Consider the following 23,544-nt stretch of genomic DNA (forward strand, 5'->3'; position numbering starts at 1 on the left):
CCGCCGTATCCCCGTCGGCCCCGCGTCGGGACCGAGACGCTGATTGCGCGCCGCGAAGTACGACCGTGTAGTGAACGCCGAGAACGTCGTCGTGGTCGGATACGGAGAGTTCGGGACGAAAAGTAGCGAGGTGCGCGCGAAGATGACGAAGCGACTCGCAGACAGCGTCCGCGCCGCCCTCGCCGACGCCGAACTCCCCGGTACCGTCGACAGGCGGTGGTCGCGACTCGTCGTCGAACTACGTTCGACTGGCCGCAAAACGCAGTGTGGCGACCTCGCCGAGACGACGGCGGCGGATTCGGTCGCCGAACGCGTCGCCACCCTGCCGGGCACCGTCTGGGCGCGACCCGCGGTTCGGACGGACGCGACGCTCGCTGCCGTCTGCGACGCTCTCCGAACGCTCGCTTCCGAACGCGGGCACACCGCAGAGGAGTCGTTCGCGGTGGAGAGTCGCCGCGTCGGGCCGCCCTCGGCGCATCCGTTCTCCAGTCGCGACCTGAAAGTCGAGGGCGGAAGCGCCGTCGAAGCCGCCACCGACGCCCCGGTGGACTTAGACCGCCCGGACCGGACGTACCGCATCGAAGTGCGCGACGACGAAGCGTTCGTCTCCGCCGTCCAGTCGGACGGGCCGGGCGGACTTCCGGTCGGGACGCAGGGCCGCGTCGTGGCCCTGCTCAGCGGCGGTATCGACTCGCCCGTCGCCGCGTGGCGGATGATGCGCCGCGGTTGCTCGGTCGTGCCGGTGTACGTCGATTTGGGCGACTACGGTGGCGCGGACCACCGCGCTCGCGCGAGGGAAGTCGCGACGGCGCTCTCGCGGCGCGCGCCCGACGAGGACGTTCGCCTCCACGTCGTCCCCGGCGGCGACGTGGTGCAGACGGTGGTCGAGGAACTGTACGACACGCGGATGCTGTCGCTCCGCCGGGCGATGCTCGCGGCGGGCGAGGCGGTGGCCCGCGAGGTCGACGCCCACGCCGTGGTGACGGGCGAATCGCTCGGCCAGAAGTCGTCGCAGACCGGTCCGAACCTCGCGACGACCGACCCCGCCGTCTCGCTTCCGGTCCACAGACCGCTCTTGACGGTGGACAAGACGGACATCGTCGAAGAGGCGCGCGCCCTCGGGACGTTCTCGGACTCGACGCTTCCGGTCGGCTGTGAACGAGTCGCGCCGTCGCATCCGGAGACGAACGCGACGCTCGATGCGGTCGAAGACCAAGAACCCGACGGACTCTTGGACTCCGCGCGGGAGGCGGCCGCAGAGCGGTCGGTCGTCGAACTCGACCCGTAGCGGCTCACCCACCGGAACGACAATTATAATTCATATTATCTACGTTCCGTTCGCTCTCGTGTGAATAATCGGGGTAAAATGGGTTTACAAAGCTCCACGTCGTACGATCCGGTAATGTCACGAACGCGCCGCCCTCCCCACGGCCGAACCGACTCCTCGTGGACCGTCAGGCAGGTGGTCCCGCGCACCTCGTGGCGCGTCGGACGCGAGACGTGCCCGGCGTGCGGCGACACCGTCGATCTGAACGGGGCGCACCACCAGGTCGAACTCGGCCGCGACCGGCGACCCGACCGCGGAGAGAAGTTGACGTACGAACGACGGCTGTTGTCGTTCTGCGACGGACCGTGTGCGACGGAGTGGCTCGACGGCGACGACGCGGCCGACGACTGACGCCCTCGAACCGACGCCAGACCGCCGCACCGCAACCGATTTAGCCGCCCGCCGTCAGGCAGAAGACGTGACGCGGGTCTGCTTCGTCGGGGCGCCCGAGGTGAACGTCCAGTACGAACTCCTCTCTCGGGAGACGGCGCGGGCCGCCCTCTCGACGTACGAGATACGCCAACCGTTCGAGAACTCGCTCGCGGTCGATACGGTGAGCGTCGGCGCCGCCGTCTCTCTCTGTAACGACCTCAACTGGTATCTCGTCCGCTTCGTCGACACCGTCCTCGTCCGCGAACCGAGCATCAGCGATACCGAGTGGCTCTCGCGCCGCCTCGCGGAACGGGTTCGCGACGGCGACGTGCGCCCCGAGGAGACGAGAGAGCGACTCGCGATATACGGCCTCGAAGACGGCCGCCTCGTCGAACCGATGTACGTCGCTCGCCGTCCGGACGGGTCGGTGCCGACGTACGACCTCAGAGACGTCTCGGAGACGGTGGTGGTCCGCGTGAGCGACGACGAGTTCGGGCGGTAGGCGGCGCACCTTTTTGTCCGGGCGGTCGTAGGCGGGTCCATGGCGGTTCCCTACGGGGCGGAGTCCCGCGACGTCGAACTCGATGGCCTCCACCTTCGGTATCTGGTGGCCGGCGACTCGGCGGACCCCGTCGTCGTCCTCCTGCACGGCGGCGGACTCGATAGCGCGTCGCTCTCGTGGCGCGAGTTGATTCCGGCCCTCGCGAAGGACTTCCGCGTCGTCGCGCCCGACTTCCCCGGATACGGCGAGAGCGACCCGCCCGAACGGACGCCGACGACGGACTACTACGTCCGCGTCCTCGAACGGTTCCTCCCCGAAATCGGCGTCGAACGGCCCGTTTTGGTCGGGACGTCGATGGGCGGCGGAATCGCCGTCGGCTACACCTTAGAACACGCGGCGTCAGTCTCCGCGCTGGTCGCAATCGACAGTTACGGACTCGGCGGGTCGGTTCCCGGCGGCGTGTTGGGCGCGCTCTTTCCGCGGATTCCGTACCTCGGCGACCTCTCGTGGCGGGCCATCGCGCGGAGTCGAACGGTCGCGTACTTCTCGGTTCGGGCGGTGGTCTCCTACGGCAACGTCTCGCCGGGACTGGTAGACGAGGTGTTCGCGGAGGCGAAGCGAACCGACGGCGACGCGTGGCGGCGCTTCCAACGGGCCGAAGTCGGCTTCCGCGGCCTGAAGACGAACTACGTGGACCGACTGCCCGACGTGTCGGTGCCGTCGCTTTTCGTCCACGGCGAGGACGACAGGCTGGTCCCGCAGTCGTGGTCCGTCCGCGCGGGGGCTCTCGTCCCCGACGCGGAGGTGCGCATCCTGCCGAACTGCGGTCACTGGCCGCCGCGAGAGCAACCGAACCGCGTGAACGCGTTGATTCGACTGTTCGTTCAGTCGAACATGCCCGTGGACATGTAGCGCTCTCCGCTGTCCCAGAAGACGGTGACGACGAGGGGGCAGTCCTCGTCTGGAAGCGACTCCGCGGACGCGTCGGCCGGACCCTCCGTCACGACGTAGCCGTCCGCGTCGCTCTCGCGGTCCGTCGCCGGGTCCGCGAGTCGGTCGGCCACGCGGCGCGCGGCGAGGTTCGACGCGCCCGACGACTGCCCGACGAGGATGCCCTCCTCGCGGGCGAGGCGGCGACACTCTTCTTCGGCGGCACCGAGAGAGACGACTTCTATCTCGTCTACGATGTCCCTGTCGAGGTTCGGACTGACGAACCCCGGCCCCATCCCCTGGAAGTCGTCGGGCCCCGATTTCCCGGTCGAGAGGACGGCGTTGCCCTCGGGTTCGACGGCGACGACGTCCATCTCGGGAAACTCCTCGCGGAGGCGTCGCCCGATGCCCGAGAGGGTGCCGCCGGTGCCGACGCCCGCGACGAGGGCGTCGACGGTTCGGCCCTCTATCTGTTCGAGAATCTCCTCTGCGGTGGTTCGGTAGTGCGCCCGCGGGTTCGCGGGGTTCTCGAACTGCCGGAGTTGGGTCATCCCCTCGGCCTCCAGTTCGTCGGCGCGGTCTTTCGCCGCGGAGATGTCGCCGTCCACGAGTTCGATCTCCGCGCCGTACGCCCGCATGATTTCGCGTCGCTCCGGCGACTTCGAGGCGGGCATCACGATAGTCACGTCGTAGCCTTTGCTCGCGGCGGCCATCGACAGTCCGATTCCGGTGTTCCCGCTCGTCGGTTCGACCAGTTCGTCGCCCGGCGAAATGAGTCCCTCCCGTTCGGCTGCCTCTATCATCCCCAGCGCCGGTCGGTCCTTCGCGGACCCGCCGGGGTTCTTCGACTCTATCTTCGCCGCAACGAGCGCCCCCGGCGGCGACGAAACTCGGACCAACGGCGACCCGATGGTCTCGAGGATACTCGCATCCATCACCGACTCGTAGGCGACTCGGACCGAAAACGGTGGCGGACCCGGGCAAGACGCGCCGGATTCGGCGACGCGCGTAGGCGGAGGCGGCGGCGCGGAGGCGGAACATCGGCGAGGGGAATCCGTCGCGGACCGCTCGGATTAAACCCCTCGACCCGGTATCGTGTGACATGGCCGACGCCGAGTCACGGACGTTAGAGACGATGGAACCGAACCCGATGTGGGACGAACAGTCCTACGAGGACGAAATCGAGGCTCTCGCCGAAGACGGTCTCGTCTATCGGGTGTGGGGCGGCGACTGGTGCGGCGACTGCCGGGGGCAACTGCCGGACTTCGGCGCCGCGTTAGACGCCGCGGGCGTCCCCGACGAGAACGTCCACCACTACCCCGTCGAGAAAGAAGACGACGGGAGCAAGACCGGGCCGAACGTCGAGGAGTACGGCATCGAACTCATCCCGACCGTCGTCGTCGAACGCGACGGCGAGGAGGTGGCGCGGTTCGTCGAAGAGGAGTCCGCACCCATCGCCGTCTACCTCGCGGACGAACTCGACTCCTGACGACGTCTCCGCTCGCCGCCGTCTCGTTTTTCAGAGGTCGATGTCGTCCACGTCGTCGAGCGAGACGTCTCGTTCGTCGTCCCCGTCGCCTTCGAGCCACGACAACGCCTCGTCGACGGAGTGGGCGGGCGCAGAGCACGTCCGTCCCTCGCAGACGTAGATAGTCGGGTCGCCGCCGCGCGCCTCGCGACCCTTCCAGACCGGCGGCGCGTCGGAGAGTCCGAGCGTCTCCAGCCACGGTCCGAGTTCGTCGTCCGTCGGCGGGCGGACCGAGAGGACGGCGTCGGGGACGTAGCGCGCGGCGAGCGTCTCGCGCCACGACTCGGGGAGCGAGTCCGCGGCGACGACGAGTTCCGTCCCGCCGTGTGCGCGCTTCTCGGCGGCGAGTGCGAGCGAGACGTGTTCGAGGGGCCGCCCGCGGATTCGGTCCGCGTGCGTGTCGAGAACCGCGCCCGCGACGGACGCGAAGTCGGCGTCGGGAGCGAACGCGTCCGCGTCGAGGAGAAGCGAGACGGCGACGCCGACGCTCGACGGCGTCGATTGGTCTTGAAGTTCCTGCGGGCGGGTGACGAGCGATTCGCCCTCGGCGGGAGTCATGTACAGCGTCCCCGCCGACTCGTCGTAGAACTGGTCGACGACGGCGCGCGCGAGTTCGAGTGCGAAAGCGAGGTAGTCGGCGTCGCCGGTGGCTTGGTAGAGGTCGAACGCGCCGCGGGCGAGGAAGGCGTAATCCTCGAGGTAGCCGTCGCCCTTCACGTCGCCGTCTTTGTACCGCCGCGCGAGTCGCTTCTCGCCGTCGTCCCAGAGTCGGTCGCGGACGAACGCGAGGGCGTCTTCCGCGAGTCGGGTGTACTCCTCGCCGAGGACGAGTCCGCCCTCCGCGAGCGACGAAATCATCAGGCCGTTCCACCCCGCGAGGACTTTCTCGTCGCGGGCGGGGCGGACGCGCTCCTCGCGCGCCTCGAACAGCGTCTCTCGGGCGTCGTCGAGTCTGTCGGCCGCCTCCTCGACGGAGATGTCGTGCTCCGCTGCGAGTCCGTCGAGGGGGACAGAAACCGTCAGCACCGTCGTCCCGTTCTCGAAGTTCCCCGACCGTGTGACGCCGTACCGGTCGCAGAACAGGTCGGCCGTCGTCTCGTCGCCGAGTGCCTCGCGGACCTGTTCGGGCGTCCAGACGTAGTACGTCCCCTCCTCGCCGCCGCTTCTGGCGTCTAAGGTGCTGTAGAAGCCGCCGTCGGGGTGGCGGAGTTCCCGCTCGACGAAGTCGAACGTCCCGCGGGCCACCTGCGCGTAGTCCTCTCGACCGGTGAGTCGGTGGGCCGCGAGGTAGACGCGCGGGAGTTCGGCGTTGTCGTACAGCATCTTCTCGAAGTGCGGGACGGTCCACTCGCGGTCGGTGACGTAGCGGTGGAAACCGCCGCCGACGTGGTCGTACATGCCGCCGCCGGCCATCGCGTCGAGGGCCTCCCTCGCAACCGCGAGGGCGTCCTCGTCGCCGGAGCGAACGTACGTCTTCAGGAGCGATTCGACGCGGCGGGCCTGCGGGAACTTCGGGCCGCCGGAGCCGAACCCGCCGTACTCGCGGTCGGCACCTCGAACCGCCGCCGTCGCGACGGAGCCGAGAATCTCCGCGCCCGGCGCTTCGCCGGGTTCGTCGGGCGTCGTTTCGAGGTTGTCGGTGATGGCGCTCGTCCACTGCTCGGCGCGGTTCTCTATCTCGTCGCGGTCGGTCTCCCACGACCCCGCGAACGACCGAATCAAGTCCAAGAAGCCGGGGACGTTCCCCCTGTCGGGACGCTCCTCTTTCGGGAAGTAGGTGCCGACGTAGAACGGCTTTCCCTCCGGCGTGAGGAAGACCGAGAGGGGCCACCCGCCGCCGCCGGTGACGAGTTGGCAGATGGTCTGGTAGATTCGGTCTAAGTCGGGTCGTTCCTCTCTGTCCACCTTTATCGGGACGAACGCCTCGTTGAGGACGTTCGCCACCTCCTCGTCTTCGAAGCTCTCCTCGGCCATCACGTGACACCAGTGACAGGCGGAGTAGCCGACCGAGAGGAAGATGGGCTTGTCCTCGTCGCGGGCGACGGCGAGTGCGTCGTCGTCCCACGGTTGCCAGTTCACGGGGTTGTCCGCGTGCTGGCGGAGGTACGGACTCTCTTCGTCGTCGAGTCGGTTGCGCCCGAGAACGTCGTTCATGGACGTGGGTAGGAGAGTCGGGAACTAAAGGGGCGTGGAGGCGGCGACGGAGCGGAGCGTTCGCGCCCCGCATATCCACGTTTGTGAGTGTTCGGCGCTGTCCGAAGAGCAACTTTTACACTCTCGTGCATCGCGGTACCGCGTATGACCGAGACTGCGCTCCTCGTCGGCGGCGGCGGCCGAGAACACGCGATAGCCCGCGCGTTGGCGGCGGGTTCGGACTGCGAACTGTACGCCTGCGCGAGCAACCGAAACCCCGGCATCGCCGAACTCGCCGCCGGGTTCGAGCAACTCTCGGAGACGGCGGCGGCGGACATCGTCGCCTACGCCGAAGAAGTGGGCGCGGACGTGGCCGTCGTCGGCCCCGAATCCGCGCTCCAAGCGGGCGTCGCGGACGCGTTAGACGACGCGGGCGTCTACACGTTCGGCCCGCAGGCGGAGGAGGCGAAAATCGAGACGGACAAGGCGTTCCAACGGCGGTTCATGGAGGAAAAGGAGATTCCGGGCTGTCCCGACTTCGCCGTCTTCGAAGACATCGACGCCGCCTGCGACTACATCGACGACTACGACGGCGATTTGGCGGTCAAACCCGCGGGCCTGACGGGGGGGAAGGGCGTGAAAGTCACCGGCGACCAGGTGACGAAAGCGGAGGCAAAGGAGTACCTCCGAGACTCCGAGTACGAGGAAGTCGTCCTCGAAGAACGACTCGTCGGCGAGGAGTTCACCGTGCAAGCGTTCGTCGCGAACGGCGAGGTGCATCCGACGCCCGCCGTGCAGGACCACAAGCGGGCCTACGAGGGCGACGAAGGGCCGAACACCGGCGGCATGGGGAGTTACACCGACGCCGCGCCGGAACTGCCGTTCATGACCGGCGACGACTACGCCGCGGCGGTGGAGGTTCTCGAAGCGACAATCGACGCGCTTCCCGACTACAAGGGCGTTCTCTACGGGCAGTTCATGCTCACCGCCGAGGGCGTGAAGGTAATCGAGTTCAACGCCCGGTTCGGCGACCCGGAGGCGATGAACACGCTTCCGGTCCTCGAAACGTCGTTTCTCGACGTGGTGACGGCCGCGCGCGACGGCGACTCGATTCCGCAGTTGGAGTTCGCCGGGAAGGCGACCGTCTGTAAGTACGCCGTCCCCGACGGCTACCCGACGGACCCCGACTCGGGCGCGAAGGTGACCGTGGACGAGGAGAACGTCGGCGACGCACTCCTCTTCTACGCCAGCGTGGACGCCCGCGAGGACGGCATCTACACGACCACCTCGCGGTCGTTCGCCGTCGTCGGCGTGGCCGACACCATCGACGCGGCCGAGAAGCAGGCCGAATCCGGACTCGCCGCGGCGGGCGAGGGCGTCCGCATCCGCCACGACATCGGGAAACCCGAACTCGTCCAAAAGCGTATCGACCACGTGGCCGAACTGCGCGGCGAGTAGCGCCGCGCCTCTCCGGTCGGCGGGTCCGACGGTTCCGGCGACTCCGCCGCCGGGTATTTCTTTTGTACCGCGCCCGCGAACCCCGAGTCGTGAGCGACGAGAACGACGCGGACGCGGCGGGGCGGCGACACCACCGGGTGACGGCGCATCCGACGCCCGGACCGCTCAACTCCCTGCGATACTGGACCGACGCAAAGCCGCTCTGGCGAGTGACGCTGAACTACCTCCTCGTGTGGGTGGCCCGCGTCTCTCCCTTCTTCTGGCTGAAAAACTGGGCGCTGAGGCGACTCGGCGTCACCGTCGGCGACGGCGTCTCGTGGGGGTTAGAGGCGACGCCGGACGTGTTCTGGCCAGAACTGATAACGCTCGGGGACCACGTCGTCGTCGGCTACGACTCCGTCATCCTCTGTCACGAGTTCCTCCAAGACGAGTACCGGACCGGCGAGGTGGTCGTCGGCGACAGGGCGATGATAGGCGCGAAGGCGGTGCTTCTGCCCGGCGTCCGCGTCGGCGAGGGCGCACAGGTCGCGGCGAACTCGCTCGTCACGCGCGACGTACCGCCGGACACGACGGTGGCGGGCGTCCCCGCGCGGCCGATGTCCAGTCAGGACGACGACGGCGAAAGCGAGTAGACGCGGGGCGGGCGGGGTCAGGGTCGTTCGAGGCGGATGTTGAAGACGGCTCCGCGGGGGTCGTTGTCCTCGACCCAGATGTCGCCGCTGTAACTGCTGAGGACGCTGTCGGCGAAAAAGAGGCTGATTCCGGTGCCGTGGTGGAGTTGGTCGAACTCCTCGCGGCCGAAGATGAGTTCGCGTTGGGCCTCGGGGACGCCCGGGCCGTTGTCCGCGACCGAGACTATCGCCGCGGAGTCTGTGACCTCCACCGAGACTTCGACCCGCGGCGTCGGTTGGTCGTTGTGGGTGACCGCGTTTTCGAGGACCGCCTCGATGGCCGCGGGCAGTAGGTCGTCTGCGACGACGGCGACTTCGGGGAACACCTCGAAGTCGTACTCCGCCTCGTCGAACTCGTGCATCACCTCCACTATCTTGTTGTTGAGGACGATGTCGAGTCTGACCGGCCGGTTCGAAGCGGAGTAGGACTTCTCCAGTAGATTCCGCAGGTCGCGTGCGCGTTCGGTCTTGTGGACGATTTCGACGATTTTGTCTCTCGCCCGTTCGAGGCTCTCGTCGGCGTCCGCGGAGTCCGTCGTCGACTGGGCGCGTTGGATGTGCCCGTACATGATGTTGAGTTCGTTGCGCAGGTCGTGTCTGAGCAACCGACTCAACACCTCGGAGGTGTTCTCGTACTGCCGTTGTTTCGTCGTGTCGACGAATATCGTGATGATGCCCTTCGTCTCGCCGTCGAAGACGATGGGGGACGCAGAGCCGGTTCCGTAGACGTTGCGTCCGTTCTGCGTCTCGACGGCGAACTCCCCGCGCCACTTCTCTCCGCGCCTGAGACAGTCGAGCATCTCGTCTGAGATGTCGTCGTCGCCCGAGATTATCGTCATCGGTCGGCCGACGAGTTCGTCGAGTTCGTAGCCGAGAAACTCCAGTCCGCCGTGATTGACGTCTCGAATCACGAACTCCGGATCGGCGATGAGCGCAGGAGTCTCGGTGCTGCGGAACGCCTCGCGGTACACCTCCTCGTCGAGTCCGCTCTCGTCGCCGGAGTGACTGCCTTCCACGGCACTACGTCGTCCGGGAGGTATTTCACTTTCCGGGTTGTTTCGGCGCTCCGCCGACTGCCCCGTCTCGCGGTTCTCCGCGTGGCGGGGAGAAAAACGGAGGGGTCGACAGCGGTCAAAAGAAAACGAGCGTTCGACCGCGTCGACCGAGGACGGCCTCGATACCGGCGTCGTCCGTCCGCCTCACGACCGGATGCGGACGATGCCCTCTTCGAACACCTTCTGGTTCGGGACGATGTACTCCTCGTCGTCGGTCTCGATTCGAGTGACGAACAGATCTACCTCTTGGACGATGCCTTTCGTCTCGCCGACGCGAACCCGGTCGCCGATGGCGTACGGTTGGTTCAACAGGAGAAACGTCCCCGCCGCCCCGGACTTCAGCAGGTCGGCGAACGCTATCGCGGCAAAGACAACGAGCGCGAACAGGTACCCGCCGAGGGCGACGACCAACGCGTCCGTGGCGACTCGTACCTGCGAAAGCGCGATGAGCGTCGCGAGAAAGAAGACCGTGTACTTCGCGATGGAGGGGATGATACCTATCTGGGGGAGTTTGACCCCGCGCAGTCGTTCCGTGATGAGCAGTTCCACCTTGTCGCCGACGAGAATGCCGACGATGAGGATGACCACCGCGAAAAAGAGCATCGGAAGGAACCCGACTACTCGGCTCCAAAACTGGGTGGCGTAGTTCACGTCCGACAGCGACAGGGCCGCCAACACGGCGACGCCGATGACGAAGTAGCGGACGAGCCAGCCCAACAGTTCGACCGTGGAGGTGTCGAAGTCGCGCGCGGTTCGCTCGAACGCCGTCCCCTCTATCGCACCGGGAACGCCGAGTCCGTCGAGGACGCGCCGGGTGAGAGAGCCGAGGACGAACGCGACGAGGACGCCGACGACGAGGACGCCGAGAGCGAACCACACGTCGCGGGGGACGGTGTCGAACAGTTCCCCGAAGACGGAGCCGCCCGTCTGCGTCTGTACGGGTGTCCCCCCGGTCATCAGTACCCCTCCGGATCGATTTCGAGAATCATCTTCCCACCTTTGAACGCGCGGACGAGACCGTCGGACTCCGAGAGCACGATGGCCGTCGCGTTCGTGTCGCGGGTGATAGCCGCGCCGGACATGTGGCGCGCGCCGAGACCCTTCGGGATGTCGACTCCCTCCGCGGAGGGTTCGAGGTAGCGGTACGCGCTGACTATCTTTCCCGAGTCGGAGATGACGAACGCCCCGTCGAGGCGGGAGAACTCCTTGAGCATCACGTTCACGATGGGGTCGCCGACGTGGACGTGGGATTTCTCGAACGGGTTGTACGAGAGCGGTCGGGACTTGTTCATCACCTTCCCGGCGTCGCCGACGATGAACAACGCACCCACGGGCTTGCCCTTCTGGCCCTTCTTACCGAGTTCGAGAGCCACCTCGAAGACGTCGCGGATGACGCTCGGTTCGGCCCGGGAGTTCGCGAACAGGTCGAAGATGCCCGAGCGCATCCCCTCGCTGACCCGGACGCGGATGACAGAGTCGATGTCGCCGCCGAACACGGAGACGCTACAAGCGACGGTGTCGCCGTCCTCGACGAGTCCGCGTTCCATCGCGCCCTCGACGCCGAAGCGAACCCGGTCGCGGACGTTGTCGAACTCCAAGGGAAGTTCGACGTACGTCTCCGCGTCCACGGCGTTCTCCGGTGCGACGACCACCACCGGAACGTTCGAGTCCGCGTCGGCGAACCGTTCGTAGAACGAACTGCTTGGGGAGAACAAGAACAACGCATCCACGCTCTCGACGATATCTCCGAGGAGGTCCGATAAGGCCGCCATCGTTGATACGTCAATCCCGGTACGAAAAAGAGTTGTGGCATGTTCTCAAAGGTGAGAAGCGGTCGTCGGCGGCCGATGGGTCTGGGTGCGGGTTTAAATACGGAGTGCGTAGCAGTTCAGCGACGCTTCGAGCAGTCACTTCTTCCGTCGCGACAGATCGCTCCGCATCCTCTGTCCCGAGGGGTTGTTGCTACGTAGTTTCCCGCCTCCGGGAGAGTTCCGGATCTCATACGAATGAGAGTGGTTCCGTTCAGGGTCGAGTAGGCTCTTGCCAACGTCACTCGTATCTGGACCGATACTCGGTCCCCGCGGTTGAACCGAGTCCATTTGGTCCACTAGGTGAGCCTCGAAGTACCCACCCTTCTCGACGAGGCGAACCTCGTACGTTTCTCCCACCTCTCCGGCAGGAACGTGGATGGACTTGCCACCGTGCTGCTGTTGCGCGATGGAGTTTCCACCGTTACTAACTCGGTCGACAGTGACCGTCTGCGTTGTCGTGGTAACCATCCACTTGGACACGACACGTCAGATACATATAGTTCTTATCCTGAATGTTTATGTAGAATACTGAGTTGCGTTCGAGGGAGCTTGTCGGAATCCCCGACCGGTGATAGGTTTCGGCGACTCTGATGAACACACGGCGCAGGGTCAGTTGTACGACAGCGACATCCGCCACTCGTATATCTACCATCCGGAGTCGTAGCGTCGAACTCGTTGCGACGCGTGCGGAAGAACGGAGTTCGCGAGCGAACGGTCTGTCGGAAGTCAGAAACGACCGCTCCGAGACGTGAATACCGTACGGAGACGACGAGTCTGGTCAGCCCCAGCGTCGAACGCCAGTACCGGTTCGCTCGGCCCGTGAGAGCGCGTGAGAGCGGATTCGATAACGAACCGGGGTCGAACTCAGGCGGTCCCGGTCCCCTCGCCGGATTTTCTACGGCTGGCCAACAGGGCGACGACGACTGCGACGACGATGCTCACGCCGATACGGACGGGGAACGTGAACACGTCGTCAACGTACGGGACGTTGACGTAGCTCATCCCGGCGATTGCGACGAAGGCGACGCCGAACGTCGCGTAGGCGACGAGGACCGAACTGGCGGTTCGAGAGAGGCGGTCAGCGTACACGCTGACAATCCCGCCCGCCAACAGTCCGGCGATGACGGCGACGAAGACGCCGATGATACCGACTGCGGGAGCCTCTCCGCCCCCCAGCAGTTCGATTGTCGCGGCACCGGCTAACAGGAACGTGGTGACAGCGGCACCCGCACCCAGAGCAGTCGTACGAGCTGTCATGGCTGACATATCACGGTGGAGACAATAAAGACACGGGGAAGGGGGGGTCGGAGAGGTTCGTCGCGCTGGATTCACTTGCATCCAGCATTCGGAGTTTGTCGGCTAACAGTTCGCGGTAGTAAGAGAGACTACGAGCGGTCTGTCCGACGCAGTCTGGTCGGCCCCCAGTAGAGGACGACGGACAGTGTCGTAAAAGCGAGGAGTCCGACGAGCGTGAGGCTCGCTGGATCGGAGTCGAGTATTGGAAACATTCCCTGAGACCAGTTGAACGAGGTGTGAAACAGAAGGGCGGGGAGAAGGCTGGCGTTCGTGTTGTTGTACACCCAGGTCATGAGCACGGACAGAAGCGTGATAGAGACCGCGAACCCGAGAAACGGGTTCTGGTAGTAGATCGTTTCGCTCGGGATGAAAAAGAGCGGAACGTGCCACACTGCCCAGACGACGCCGACAGCGACACCGCCGCCGAGTGCAGAGAATCGCTTCTGGAGGGGGTCGAGGAGGTAGCCACGCCAGCCGAACTCCTCTTGGAGTGGTCCGCCGAGAAAGAAGATGACGGCGAACGCGACTGGAAGGACGACCGGATTGCCCGCCCAGGGGAACGACAGCGAAGCGCCCGTGGCGAGGGCGACGCCGAGTGCGACGAAAACGACGACAGGAGAGAGAAACAGCGCCGGGAGCAACCACCGTTTCGGGAAATCGAAGCGAACCGCTCGTCGGAGGAGGTATCGAGCCCCAGTCGTACCGTTCGCGTACGTTACGAGGACGAAGGCGGCGACGGTCGGGCCGAACGCGCCCAACTCGGGGAGAACAGGGACGTCCCCGACGAACCCCCGGGCCGCGAGCGCTTTCGGCCCCCAGAACAGCCACGACCATCCGAACGTCAGGAAGAGAAACGCACCGATCCGTGGGTTGTCACTCTGCTCGGGGTGCGGTGATGGTCGCTCGGCGCTCATACTCCCTGTAAGCGGTCGACTCAGTTAAACCGAACAGCGGCGCTGGTGCATCGGAACATCGGCCGCGGGACGTGCGTCCGCATCTGTGCGGATTCATGCGAGGGGTTCGTCTGGTTCGTGGCTCTCGTTCTTTCCGGTCAACAGTCCCGGCCGAGACGACAACCGCGGTTCCAGTCGAGACAATCAGCATCGCCGCCGCCGAGTTCGATATGCGCGGGACCGGATTCGAACCTCGGTCGCTCACTGCGTTCGCTCCCTGCTTCGAATCCGCTCGTATCGATGACTCTCCTCACTGACGTTCGGAGAAGTCGTGCGCGGGACCGGATTCGAACCGCGAGGACTTCGCTTCGCTCGTCCTCTGGGCCGCGAATCCGGCCTGCTCCCTCACTCGTTTTCTCGCTCCGCTCGAAAACTCGTTCAGTGCGCGGGACCGGATTCGAACCGGCGGACCCCTATGGGACAGCGTCCTAAGCGCTGCGCCGTTGGCCTAGCTTGGCTACCCGCGCGCACTCCCAGTTTTCCCCAACGAGACAATCAAACTGTCGTTCCGCGCGGAGGGTTCATGTGTGATGACGCGCAACGCACAGATATGTACAGCGCCCGGGACCGAGTCGACAACGAAGAGTGGCTGACGCGCATCGAGACGGCCGCGGACAGACTCGAACTCGGGTCGGAAGCGCGGTCGTACGCCTCGGACATGTTCCTCTCGCAGATTCCGGCCTCCGACAGGTCCAAGCGCGCCATCGCCGCCGCCAGCCTCTACGCGGGCGCTCTCATCGCGGGCGAGGAACGCTCCCAGACCGAAGTCGCAGACGCCGCCGACGTGACTCGGCTGAGCATCCAAAAGCGCTGGAAGGACATCCTCGAAGACGCCGGGTTCCGCCCGCCGTCGTGGTGAGTCAGGAGTCGTCGGAGTCGCCGACCGGTTCCATCGGGTCGCGGCCCTCGCGTTCGGGAGTCACGTTCCCGTGGCGGTCGATTTCACCCTGAACGATTCGAGTCGAGGAGATTCGGTCGCCGTCCTCGGCGACGACGTGGTCGACCACCTCGACGTCGAGGGGGTCGATGCCGCGTTCGCGCCGTATCTCGTTGATTCGTTCCGCGCCGTTCGTCGTCTCCGGCGAGACGACGAGGACGTCGAACTGCGGTTCGATGGCGATTCCGGTCGGTTCGTCGAGTTCTCGGACCTCGAAAGAGCGGTCGTACTCCTCGGCCAACGGTTCGAGTTCGGTGACGAGGCGACGGCGGCGCTCTTCGAACGAACGGACGCACCGGTCGACGTGGCGGGTTTCGGGCGCGAGGTCGTCGCTCGTGAGACCGACGGTCACGTCACCGATTTCGAACGCTCGCTCGAAGAGTGCGACGTGGCCGTCGTGGACCGGGTCGAAAGTCCCTCCCAAGGCGACGTTCATATCCGGGCGTCGGTCCGCCGTGACTTAAACAGGTCGGCTCGGTAGGCCGAATCGGGCGGTCCTCGCCTCGAACCGTCTCACTCCTCGGACGCGTCTTCGACGGTGATACTGACGGGTTCGGTGTCGTCTTCGGCGTCGGCCCCGCCGAGACGTCGGTCGAGGTTGAACACGGTGTTCAACTGCGACTGTACCTGCCCGACGACGCCGTGGACGAGTTCGCTCGGCGGGATGGCCGTGTACTCGTAGGGGTTGTTGCCCGCCCCCGAGTTCTGCCGCTTCTGTCGGGCGACCGTCTCCTCGCCGTGGAGTTCCGCCAACGCCTCCCGAACCGTGCTCGGATAGAGACCGGTCCCGTCTGCGACTTCCTCGCTCGTCGCGTTCGGGTGTTGCCGGAGGAACACGTATATTCGGGCGCGGGTCTCGGTGTCGAGAAGCCACGCGAGCAAATCGACGATTCCCTCGTCGAACTCCTCTACGGCGCGGTCGGCGTCGATGTCGAGTCGCGCCCGCGGCGAGTCGTCCGTCGTCGATTCGTCGGCGGCTACCGCCTCGGTGTCGGCAGTCTCCGGGTCCGTCGCGTCGTCGGTGGGGTCGTCCGCAGACATACTGTTCTATCAACAGGGACAAAACCGGGCCTTGAAAAGGTTTCCGTGGACTCAGTCGAGACAGAGGTCGAGACAGAGCGCATCCAACCCTTCGGATTCGTGGATGCGTCGCTGTCGTTCGGCACCGCTCTCGCGGTCGTACACGTCTCGGAGTCCGGTCACGCCCAGTCTGTCGCACTCGGCTGCGACGAACGATTCGAGAGAGACGAGTCCCTCTCCGTCGCGGGCGATGAACTCCGCGTCGTGGCCGTATCGCATGGCGCGCCACTTGTTCTCGTCTAACAGTTCGCGGCGGATGTCCGCGCCCGACTCGCCGTCCTCGTAGCGTTCCGCGAGGTCCGAGACGAGCGCGTGGACGTACTCGACGAACGCCGCCGTCACCTCGGGGTCCGCCTGTCCGTCGGGCGTTCTGACCTCCACCGTTCCGTGGCCCGTGTGCGGGCGCACGTCGTACCAGAGTTCGCCGCGGTCGTTTATCGACCCCGACTCGACCATCCGGCGTTCGAACTGCCGGTACGCCTCGAAATCCGCGAAGTGAGTCGGCATCCCCGTGTTCGGGAGGTTCTCGAACACCTTCGCGCGGGCCGACGACAGGCCCGTGTCGAACCCGTTCCAGAACGGCGAGTTCGCGGAAAGCGCGAGGAGGGGCGGGAGATACCACCGGAGTTCGTTCGACACCCACGTCGCTTTGTCCGCGTCGTCGACGCCGACGTGGACGTGGAGTCCGGCGGTCGTGTTTCGGTGCTGCGGGTACTGGATACGGTCGAGTTGCGCCTTGTACCGCGGTTTCGTCGCGTGGTCGAGTTCCCGCCACTTCGCGGCGGGATGCAGGCCCGCGGCGGCGATGCGATAGCCGTGTTCTGCGGCGTATTCGACGAGTGCGTCGCGGACGGCGCGGACTTTCTCTGCGGCCGCGTCGGGGCGTTCGATGAGGGGGGTCTGCGTCTCGATGGTGAACTGGAACAGTTCGTGGTCGAGACGCCCATCGAGGATACCCGACGGTTCGTGGTCGTAGATCAAGTCCGCGATACCCGATGTGGGGCGTCCGTCGGCGTCGACGATGTAGAACTCCTCTTCGACGCCGAGCGTACCCATCCGGTCGAACGCGTCCGCGGACCCTAGCTCCATCGGTCCGTCGTTCGAGACGGTCGATTAAATATGTCGTGGACCCCGGCGAGACACGGGGTCGAAAAACCCTACTTCGGCCTCGCGACCACGCCGAGGTGGTCGTCGTGGAACCGGTCGAGGCGGGCCGTCTCCAGAATCTCGTACCCCTCTTTCAGTTCCTCGGTGACCGCCTCGAAGACGTCGTCGGGGTCCGCGAGAACGTCCTCGCTTCGGGCTTTGACCGCCGCGAGGAGATAGCCGTCCTCGGCGAGGAACTGCTCGTTTCGGAGGGCGACCGTCGCCTGCCCCCGCGTCGCCACGTCCTGGACGATGCAGTCCACGTTCGACTCGACGACGTGCGCGTACGTCTCGGGCTTTCGGGCGTCCTTCAACAGGGGAAAGAGGTTCGTTCGGTCCTCGGCGACGCCGACCAAGTCGCGGGCGGGCCGCGGCGCGAACTCCACGGCGTACGTCGGCCCGGCGAAGTCCGCGACGTGCGATACAGTCGTCCCCGAGGCGGCCCCGAGATAGAGCACCGTCTCGCCGCCCGCAAGACCCGTCTCGACGCCCAGTTCGAGCATCGCGCCGAGTTTCGACCGGCCGGCGTCCCACGCGCGCCACCCCGCGTCCGTCGGTTCGCCGTAGACCGTCTCGCCTTCCGTCGCCAACCGTTCGCGGCCGTCGAAGGTGCGGCGTTCGACGCCCGCGGGGAGAGAGTCGCTCATTGGTCCACCTCCCGCGCGCGGATGGTCTCCATGCGTTCTCTGAGTTCCTCGTGGAGGTCGGGTCGGAAGTCGCCCGCGTAGTGGTCGATTCGCGCGGCGATGGCGAGTTTGCCGGCGAACGCCCGGGCGGCCGAGCCCCGGTTTTCGGGGTGCGTCCCGCGGACGTACTCGTGGGTGAAGATGACGCCGTGTTTGGGCGAGGACCCACGGCCCCGGAGATGCGCAAAGAGGGCGTCCTCCGCGCCGAGCACTTGGACGGTTCCGGAGGGCTTCTTCGCCAGCGATTCGAGGCCGCCCGCGAGGGCGACGAGTCGCGCCGCGAGGACGGGACCGGCCATCTCAGAGAGGTTCGGCGCGACGGTGGGCGCGCGCGTCTCGATGAAAGAGCGCAGGTCGTCGCGTTCGTCGGCGAGGGCGACGACCCGTTCCGCGAGAGAGACGACTCGCTCTTCGACCGGCGTCTCGGCGTCTTTCGCGGCGAGTTCGCGCGCGCCGTCGACGCCGACGCCCGCGTCGTCGTACAGCGTCCCGGCCCACTCGGCGAGGCGTTCGGCGAGTTCGTTCGCCGTGCGTTCGGCGTCGTCCATCGCGCGAACGCTGTGAACTAACTGCTTGTCGTCGGCTCGTTCGCGCTTTTGGACCTGGTCTCTCGTCGCGCGGAGAGACGCCTCGCGGAGCCGTTCGTAGTACTCGTCTTTCGAGTCCGCGTATCCCGACTCGACCGCCACCGCCGGCCACTCTCCGGGCTCTTCGGCCCGATTTTCGGTTATCGCTTCGCTCGCACTCGCTACGTCGTCGGGGTCGACGCCCTCGAACCAACCCGCACTCGTCGAGGGTGCTCCGTCGTTCATAGTTCCACGCTGTCCCCGAACGGGTATATCCGTCCCGGTACGCGGAGTCACGGTAGTCCTAGAGGAGATATCCGGGGCGACCCGGCGCTGAGTCGCCCGATAGCCGTCGAAAATCTAAGCGGTGGCGGTCGACGAGGCCGAGAGTGTCGTCTCCGGCCGCGACACCGACAGCATCTGTGAACTGTTATCGGCACTCACTCACTCACTCACGGAATCGTTAGGTGACTTTAGTAGATGGAGCGAGATGCATCGATATGGACACAGTACAACCGAACGGCAGTGCGTTCTGGAAGCATCGATGGTAAACGTCGTTCTCTCGGCGGCGCAGGTCGTTCTCGCGCTGTTTCTCGTGGTGTTGAACGGCTTCTTCGTCGCGTCGGAGTTCGCGTTCGTCCGGATCCGAGGAACGTCGGTCGACCAACTCGTCTCGGAGGGGCGGGCCGGTTCGGAGACGCTCCAAGAGGTGATGACCAACCTCGACAACTACCTCGCGACGACGCAACTCGGCATCACCATCGCATCGCTGGGACTGGGATGGGTCGGCGAACCCGCCGTGGCGGCGCTTCTCGAACCCGTGTTGGCTCCGATTCTCCCCGAGGGGACGCTCCACTTCGTCGCCTTCGCTATCGGATTCACTATCATCACGTTCCTCCACGTCGTCTTCGGCGAACTCGCTCCGAAGACGCTCGCAATCGCCCAGACCGAGCGACTCTCGCTTTTCCTCGCCCCGCCGATGAAGTTATTCTACTACATCCTCTATCCGGGGATCGTCGTCTTCAACGGGGCGGCCAACGCGTTCACGCGGTCGCTCGGCGTCCCGCCCGCGTCCGAGTCAGACGAGACGCTCGGCGAACGGGAACTCCTCCGGGTGCTCACGCAGTCCGGCGAGGAGGGGGACATCGACGTGGCGGAAGTGACGATGATAGAGCGCGTGTTCGACCTCGACGACACCGTGGTGCGGGAGGTCATGGTCCCGCGACCGGACGTGGTGGGCGTTCCGGCGGACACTCCGCTGTCCGAACTGCACTCGACCGTCTTCGAGGCCGGTCACACGCGCTACCCGGTACTCGACGCCGACGACGGCGACCAAGTGATCGGATTCGTCGACGTCAAGGACGTGCTGCGAGCGGAGGTAGACGGCGGGGACGCCGAACTCGTCGGCGACATCGCCCGCGATGTTCTCATCGTCCCGGAGACGATGGCGATAAGCGACCTCCTGATGCAGTTCAGAGATGACCACCAGCAGGTGGCCGCGGTCATCGACGAGTGGGGGTCCTTCGAGGGTATCGCGACGGTCGAAGACATCGTCGAGGCCCTCGTCGGAGACCTTCGAGACGAGTTCGACCTCGACGAGCGCGAACACTCGATACGGCGACGCGACGACGGGAACTACGACATCGACGGAGGCGTCCCGCTGTCTAAAGTCAACGACGTCCTCGATGCGGACTTCGAGAGCGAGGAGGTCGAAACCATCGGCGGACTGGTGCTCGGGGAACTCAACCGCGCGCCGGAGGTCGGTGACCGCGTCGAAGTCGCCGGCCACGCCATCGAGGTGACGAACGTAGAGGGAACCCGGATTTCGACCGTTCGCGTCCACGAAGAAGGGGCCGACGACCCTGCGGCGGAGTGAGCGAGCGCGGGACTCTCTCCGACCACGGTAAGTCTTAACAATGTAAGGAACTAATGTGGGGTTGTATCACATGAACGAGCGGGCATCCTTCATCTGTCGGAACTGTGGTGTACGGGTTTCCCCGGGCTCGTTCCGGGCAAACTGTCCGGACTGCGGCGGCGAACTCGGACCCGACGCCGGAGCGAGGGTGGCCGCGGGCGACTGAGCGATGGCCTCCGACGGCGAACGCTCTCGCTCGGACGGAGACGACGAGACGCGGAGCGACGCGTCCGGCGGTTCGAGCGATCCCCGGACCATCCGTTCGCTCGCGGTGACGACGGGCGACGTACTCGCCGCGTTGGAGGCGAACGAACGGCGCGGGCGGGACGCCGTCCTCCGCGTGACGCCGCCGTTCGCCGGGCGGATGCGGGCGCGACTGCACGTCTCAGGCGGCGAGGGAGCGTACGACGGCGAGGTGACCCCGCTTCACGTCGAACCCGAGGCGTTCGTCGCCGAGGACCTGCCGTATCCGACCGTAGACGAGACGGAAGACGAACTGAGAGCGTCCGAAACGGCGTACACGCCGGAGCGACACAGGGCGCGGCACGCGGAGGCCGTCGAACGGTGGCGCGCGGCGGTTCGGGGCGCACTCGCCGACACCGTCACCGTCTCGTTCGACGGCGGTACACACGACGTCGACGTGCGGTATCTCGGCTGACCGCGACGACTTTTAGGGCGCGTGGAGAGTACGACAGACGAGATGAGTCGCGGTCCAACCGGCGACGAGTACAGGCGGGGGCGAGACGTCGAACGGGAGAGAGACGACTGGGCGGTGAGCGGTAGATATCGTCCGATTCTCCCCGTCATCTGGGGTATCGGAGCGGTGCTTTTTCTCGTCGTCGGATGGTTCGACGTGCGGGCGGCGTTGGCCGTCGTCCTCGTCACGCACCTTTTTTTCGCCGGACTGATTCGCGCCGACATCAAGTCGCTCCGGCGACAGGGCGTCGATTGGGGACACTCGCGGCATCTCTGGTTCGGCGCGGCGTTTACCCTTCCGTTCGTCGCACTCGCGTACTACTGGTACAGCGGACGCGTCGTACGACGGGAGAACGACGCGCGCGGGGTCAGAGACGGCGGAGACACCGCGGAGAGCGTCCGAACGTGACGGACGATTGAGACGCGGCTGACGCCGTCCACGTAGCTTATGCCGTCTGGGTTGAACTATCGGACACGATGAAAAGCCGCCGAACGATAGCAGCGTTTCTCGCCGTCGCGGTACTCGTCTCGACGAGCGGATGCGTCGGCGTCCTCACGGGAGAGGACCCGCTGACGTTCTCCGCGGACGCCGCCGCAGTCGAGGAGTCCGTGGCGTCGAACGCCGGGTACGAGTCGAATGGAACTCGAACGATGGACGTGAACCGCACGTTCGAAGTCGCCGGACAAGAGCGAACCGTCGTCGCCGAAAACCGGGTGACGACGTACGAGAAGTCGATGGATTTGGTCGTCTTCGAGGCGAAGTTGGGCGTCTTCACCGTCATCTCGACGCCCGCCGTCGAAGTCGCGGGACAGACGATGAACCCCATCGGCGACTACTCGAACGCGCGCCTCGTCGAACTGATGCAGAACCGATACAGCGGTCTCTCCGACGTCCGTCAGGTGAGTTCGCAGACGATCACCGTCCAAGGCACGGAGACGGAAGTGACGAAGTTCGCCGGGAAGGCGAACGTCGACGGGCGAGAGATAGACGTCTACGTCCACGTGACGAAGTACCGCGACGGTGAGGACTTCGTCGTCGCGACGGGTATCTACCCGCAGCAACTCGACGGCGAAGAGCAGAACGTCATCTCGATGATGCGGGCCATCCAACACCCGGCCTGACCGACTGACCGCGCCGCAGACGCGCTCTCGCCCCGGGCCCGAGAGCCACCGACCGGCCGAACAACGTTTTTCTCTCCCCGAAGTGAGTACCGGACATGAACTACCTGCGGGTCGTGGGCGCTTTTCTGACCGTCTTGGGGGTACTCGGGTACGCGGCGGGGACCGTCGAGGCGTATCCGGGCCGGTCCGCGTCGGTCGTCGGCGTGATGGTCGGAATCACGTTCTACGCAATCGGACGGAGTTACGGCGGGGAGACCGACGAATGATCTCGTCGCTCGTCTACGACGCCGGCGACGCGACGGAGTTCCGCATCGACTCCGAGGCCGATCTCGCGGACGCGCGCGACGCCCCCGGGACGACGTGGGTTCGGGTCGCCGACCCGACGGACGCGGAACTCGAACGAATCACGGACATCTTCGGCATCCACCCGTTGGCGGTCGAGGACATCCAAAACGACGTGCGGCCGAAGACCGAGGAGTTCCCGGCGCACACGTTCGTCCTCGTGAAGACGGCGGTCCTCCGCCGCGGAGAGACGACGTTCGAAGAGGAGGTCCGGACGCGACCGGTCGGACTGTTCGTCGGTTCGGAGTGGCTGGTGACGATAACCGACGAAGAGAGGCCGGTGAGCGCGGTGTCGCAGGTGTGGCAGTCCGTCGAGAACCGGGACGGGCGGACGCTCCAGTACGGTCCGGACTTCGCCGCGTACAGGGTCACCGACCGAATCGTCGACGGCTACTTCGACCTCCTCGACGACGTGGGAGAGACGATAGAGGAAATCGAGGACGGCGTCCTCGCCGGGCCGGACGAGGACGTGCTGGAGGGGTTGAATGCGGTCAGACGCGACCTGCTGTCGTTTCGGAAGGTCGTCTGGCCGACGCGGGAGGCCATCGCCGTCCTCTCGCGCGGGGACGCCGAGTACGTCCGCGAACAGACGGAACGCTACTACCGCGACGTGTACGACCACCTCGTCGAGGTGGTCGATCTGACCGAGACGTACCGCGATTTAGCGCGCGGGGCGCGCGATATCTACCTCAACGCCCTCTCGCAGTCGACGAACGAAGTGATGAAGCGCCTGACCGTCGTCGCGACGATATTCATTCCGCTCACCTTCGTCGTCGGAGTGTACGGAATGAACTTCGCGGACAGTCCCTACAACATGCCCGAACTCGGGTGGACGTTCGGCTACCCTGCCGTGATGTTCGGGATGACTCTCGTCTCCGGTATCCTGCTTGCGTACTTCCGACGCGAGGGGTGGATGTAACGAACAATCGTGTCGAAAGCTATAAGTAGTCGTTTGGTTCGAACATCTGAACGACCGAAATCCCGTAATACACGGTTTATTGGGGCGTAGTGATGCGGT

At 65.7% G+C, this 23,544-nt stretch carries 26 protein-coding genes and 1 tRNA gene; 14 read left to right on the plus strand and 13 right to left on the minus strand.

All coding sequences use genetic code 11. The features are described from left to right. Positions 1-70: 70 nt before the first annotated feature. From BM167_RS13960 to BM167_RS13975, 4 genes are all read left to right on the plus strand, one after another. Positions 71-1,288 carry a tRNA sulfurtransferase gene (locus BM167_RS13960; RefSeq protein WP_245781372.1) on the plus strand — a complete coding sequence of 406 codons (1,218 nt, stop codon included), beginning with the start codon at positions 71-73 and terminating at the stop codon, positions 1,286-1,288. A gap of 114 nt (positions 1,289-1,402) precedes the next feature. Next, a complete protein-coding gene (locus BM167_RS13965) occupies positions 1,403-1,678 on the plus strand; it encodes a hypothetical protein (protein ID WP_092893339.1) in 276 nt (91 codons plus the stop codon). A 67-nt stretch (positions 1,679-1,745) separates the two neighbouring features. Then, positions 1,746-2,201 carry a DUF5804 family protein gene (locus tag BM167_RS13970; RefSeq protein ID WP_092893340.1) on the plus strand — a complete coding sequence of 152 codons (456 nt, stop codon included), beginning with the start codon at positions 1,746-1,748 and terminating at the stop codon, positions 2,199-2,201. A gap of 39 nt (positions 2,202-2,240) precedes the next feature. After that, positions 2,241-3,113, plus strand: coding sequence for an alpha/beta fold hydrolase (locus BM167_RS13975; protein ID WP_092893341.1), 873 nt, complete (start codon positions 2,241-2,243; stop codon positions 3,111-3,113). Here the strand turns inward: BM167_RS13975 and BM167_RS13980 are convergent. After that, on the minus strand, positions 3,086-4,066 hold the full coding sequence (locus BM167_RS13980; protein ID WP_092893342.1) for a PLP-dependent cysteine synthase family protein: 981 nt from the start codon (positions 4,064-4,066) through the stop codon (positions 3,086-3,088). The two genes, BM167_RS13975 and BM167_RS13980, sit on opposite strands and share 28 nt — an antisense overlap. A gap of 167 nt (positions 4,067-4,233) precedes the next feature. Here BM167_RS13980 and BM167_RS13985 point away from each other — a divergent pair, with 167 nt between their 5' ends. Further along, complete coding sequence (locus BM167_RS13985) at positions 4,234-4,620, plus strand: thioredoxin family protein (protein ID WP_092893343.1); 387 nt, start codon at positions 4,234-4,236, stop codon at positions 4,618-4,620. A gap of 30 nt (positions 4,621-4,650) precedes the next feature. Here BM167_RS13985 and BM167_RS13990 read toward each other — a convergent pair whose 3' ends face one another. Further along, entirely contained in the window at positions 4,651-6,813 is a 2,163-nt protein-coding gene (locus BM167_RS13990) for a thioredoxin domain-containing protein (RefSeq protein ID WP_092893344.1), read from the minus strand. Positions 6,814-6,957: 144 nt separating this feature from the next. Here BM167_RS13990 and purD point away from each other — a divergent pair, with 144 nt between their 5' ends. Then, entirely contained in the window at positions 6,958-8,250 is a 1,293-nt protein-coding gene (purD, locus tag BM167_RS13995; protein ID WP_092893345.1) for a phosphoribosylamine--glycine ligase, read from the plus strand. An 89-nt stretch (positions 8,251-8,339) separates the two neighbouring features. Continuing rightward, the gene (locus BM167_RS14000; protein WP_092893346.1) at positions 8,340-8,882 is read left to right on the plus strand and encodes an acyltransferase; all 543 of its coding nucleotides are present in this window, start codon (positions 8,340-8,342) and stop codon (positions 8,880-8,882) included. 17 nt (positions 8,883-8,899) lie between these two features. On the opposite strand, the gene BM167_RS14005 is transcribed toward BM167_RS14000, so the two are convergent. The 6 genes from BM167_RS14005 to BM167_RS14035 form a co-directional block, all read right to left on the minus strand. After that, positions 8,900-9,937, minus strand: a complete 1,038-nt coding sequence (locus BM167_RS14005; protein WP_092893347.1) for a sensor histidine kinase — start codon at positions 9,935-9,937, stop codon at positions 8,900-8,902. Positions 9,938-10,120: 183 nt separating this feature from the next. Beyond that, a complete protein-coding gene (locus BM167_RS14010; protein ID WP_092893348.1) occupies positions 10,121-10,933 on the minus strand; it encodes a mechanosensitive ion channel family protein in 813 nt (270 codons plus the stop codon). Further along, positions 10,933-11,748 (minus strand): diadenylate cyclase, encoded by an 816-nt coding sequence (gene dacZ / locus BM167_RS14015; RefSeq protein WP_092893349.1) that lies wholly within the window; start codon positions 11,746-11,748, stop codon positions 10,933-10,935. Before dacZ ends, BM167_RS14010 begins: the two co-directional genes overlap by 1 nt. 903 nt (positions 11,749-12,651) lie before the next feature. Then, the gene (locus BM167_RS14025) at positions 12,652-13,044 is read right to left on the minus strand and encodes a DUF8147 domain-containing protein (RefSeq protein ID WP_092893351.1); all 393 of its coding nucleotides are present in this window, start codon (positions 13,042-13,044) and stop codon (positions 12,652-12,654) included. A 128-nt stretch (positions 13,045-13,172) separates the two neighbouring features. Continuing rightward, positions 13,173-13,997 (minus strand): CPBP family intramembrane glutamic endopeptidase, encoded by an 825-nt coding sequence (locus BM167_RS14030; protein ID WP_092893352.1) that lies wholly within the window; start codon positions 13,995-13,997, stop codon positions 13,173-13,175. 421 nt (positions 13,998-14,418) lie between these two features. Then, a tRNA-Leu gene (locus tag BM167_RS14035) sits at positions 14,419-14,503 on the minus strand. 83 nt (positions 14,504-14,586) lie between these two features. Here BM167_RS14035 and BM167_RS14040 point away from each other — a divergent pair. Further along, the gene (locus BM167_RS14040; RefSeq protein ID WP_092893353.1) at positions 14,587-14,895 is read left to right on the plus strand and encodes a cyclin family protein; all 309 of its coding nucleotides are present in this window, start codon (positions 14,587-14,589) and stop codon (positions 14,893-14,895) included. 1 nt (position 14,896) lies between these two features. On the opposite strand, the gene BM167_RS14045 is transcribed toward BM167_RS14040, so the two are convergent. From BM167_RS14045 to BM167_RS14065, 5 genes are all read right to left on the minus strand, one after another. Further along, the gene (locus tag BM167_RS14045; RefSeq protein ID WP_092893354.1) at positions 14,897-15,409 is read right to left on the minus strand and encodes a phosphopantetheine adenylyltransferase; all 513 of its coding nucleotides are present in this window, start codon (positions 15,407-15,409) and stop codon (positions 14,897-14,899) included. A 77-nt stretch (positions 15,410-15,486) separates the two neighbouring features. After that, positions 15,487-16,014, minus strand: coding sequence for a helix-turn-helix domain-containing protein (locus BM167_RS14050; protein WP_092893355.1), 528 nt, complete (start codon positions 16,012-16,014; stop codon positions 15,487-15,489). A 51-nt stretch (positions 16,015-16,065) separates the two neighbouring features. Further along, entirely contained in the window at positions 16,066-17,142 is a 1,077-nt protein-coding gene (locus BM167_RS14055; protein ID WP_092893356.1) for a glutamate--cysteine ligase, read from the minus strand. Between the two features lie 68 nt (positions 17,143-17,210). Continuing rightward, entirely contained in the window at positions 17,211-17,846 is a 636-nt protein-coding gene (locus tag BM167_RS14060; protein ID WP_092893357.1) for a fibrillarin-like rRNA/tRNA 2'-O-methyltransferase, read from the minus strand. Further along, entirely contained in the window at positions 17,843-18,697 is an 855-nt protein-coding gene (locus BM167_RS14065) for an NOP5/NOP56 family protein (RefSeq protein WP_092893358.1), read from the minus strand. Before BM167_RS14065 ends, BM167_RS14060 begins: the two co-directional genes overlap by 4 nt. A gap of 298 nt (positions 18,698-18,995) precedes the next feature. Between BM167_RS14065 and BM167_RS14070 the strand changes: the two genes are divergently transcribed. The 6 genes from BM167_RS14070 (at position 18,996) to corA (ending at position 23,445) form a co-directional block, all read left to right on the plus strand. Beyond that, the gene (locus BM167_RS14070) at positions 18,996-20,327 is read left to right on the plus strand and encodes a hemolysin family protein (RefSeq protein ID WP_092893359.1); all 1,332 of its coding nucleotides are present in this window, start codon (positions 18,996-18,998) and stop codon (positions 20,325-20,327) included. A 208-nt stretch (positions 20,328-20,535) separates the two neighbouring features. Further along, the gene (locus BM167_RS14075) at positions 20,536-21,024 is read left to right on the plus strand and encodes a DUF8009 family protein (protein WP_092893360.1); all 489 of its coding nucleotides are present in this window, start codon (positions 20,536-20,538) and stop codon (positions 21,022-21,024) included. 42 nt (positions 21,025-21,066) lie between these two features. After that, positions 21,067-21,471: a hypothetical protein gene (locus tag BM167_RS14080; protein WP_092893418.1), complete on the plus strand. Its 405-nt coding sequence runs from the start codon at positions 21,067-21,069 to the stop codon at positions 21,469-21,471. Positions 21,472-21,539: 68 nt separating this feature from the next. Beyond that, positions 21,540-22,184 (plus strand): DUF6517 family protein, encoded by a 645-nt coding sequence (locus BM167_RS14085; RefSeq protein WP_092893361.1) that lies wholly within the window; start codon positions 21,540-21,542, stop codon positions 22,182-22,184. Between the two features lie 95 nt (positions 22,185-22,279). After that, positions 22,280-22,450, plus strand: a complete 171-nt coding sequence (locus BM167_RS18590; protein ID WP_177213380.1) for a hypothetical protein — start codon at positions 22,280-22,282, stop codon at positions 22,448-22,450. Continuing rightward, positions 22,447-23,445 carry a magnesium/cobalt transporter CorA gene (gene corA / locus BM167_RS14090; RefSeq protein ID WP_092893362.1) on the plus strand — a complete coding sequence of 333 codons (999 nt, stop codon included), beginning with the start codon at positions 22,447-22,449 and terminating at the stop codon, positions 23,443-23,445. The genes BM167_RS18590 and corA overlap by 4 nt, the downstream gene beginning before the upstream one ends. The last annotated feature ends 99 nt before the right edge of the window (positions 23,446-23,544 follow it).

It is taken from the genome of Halopelagius inordinatus, assembly GCF_900113245.1.
Lineage (GTDB): Archaea > Halobacteriota > Halobacteria > Halobacteriales > Haloferacaceae > Halopelagius > Halopelagius inordinatus.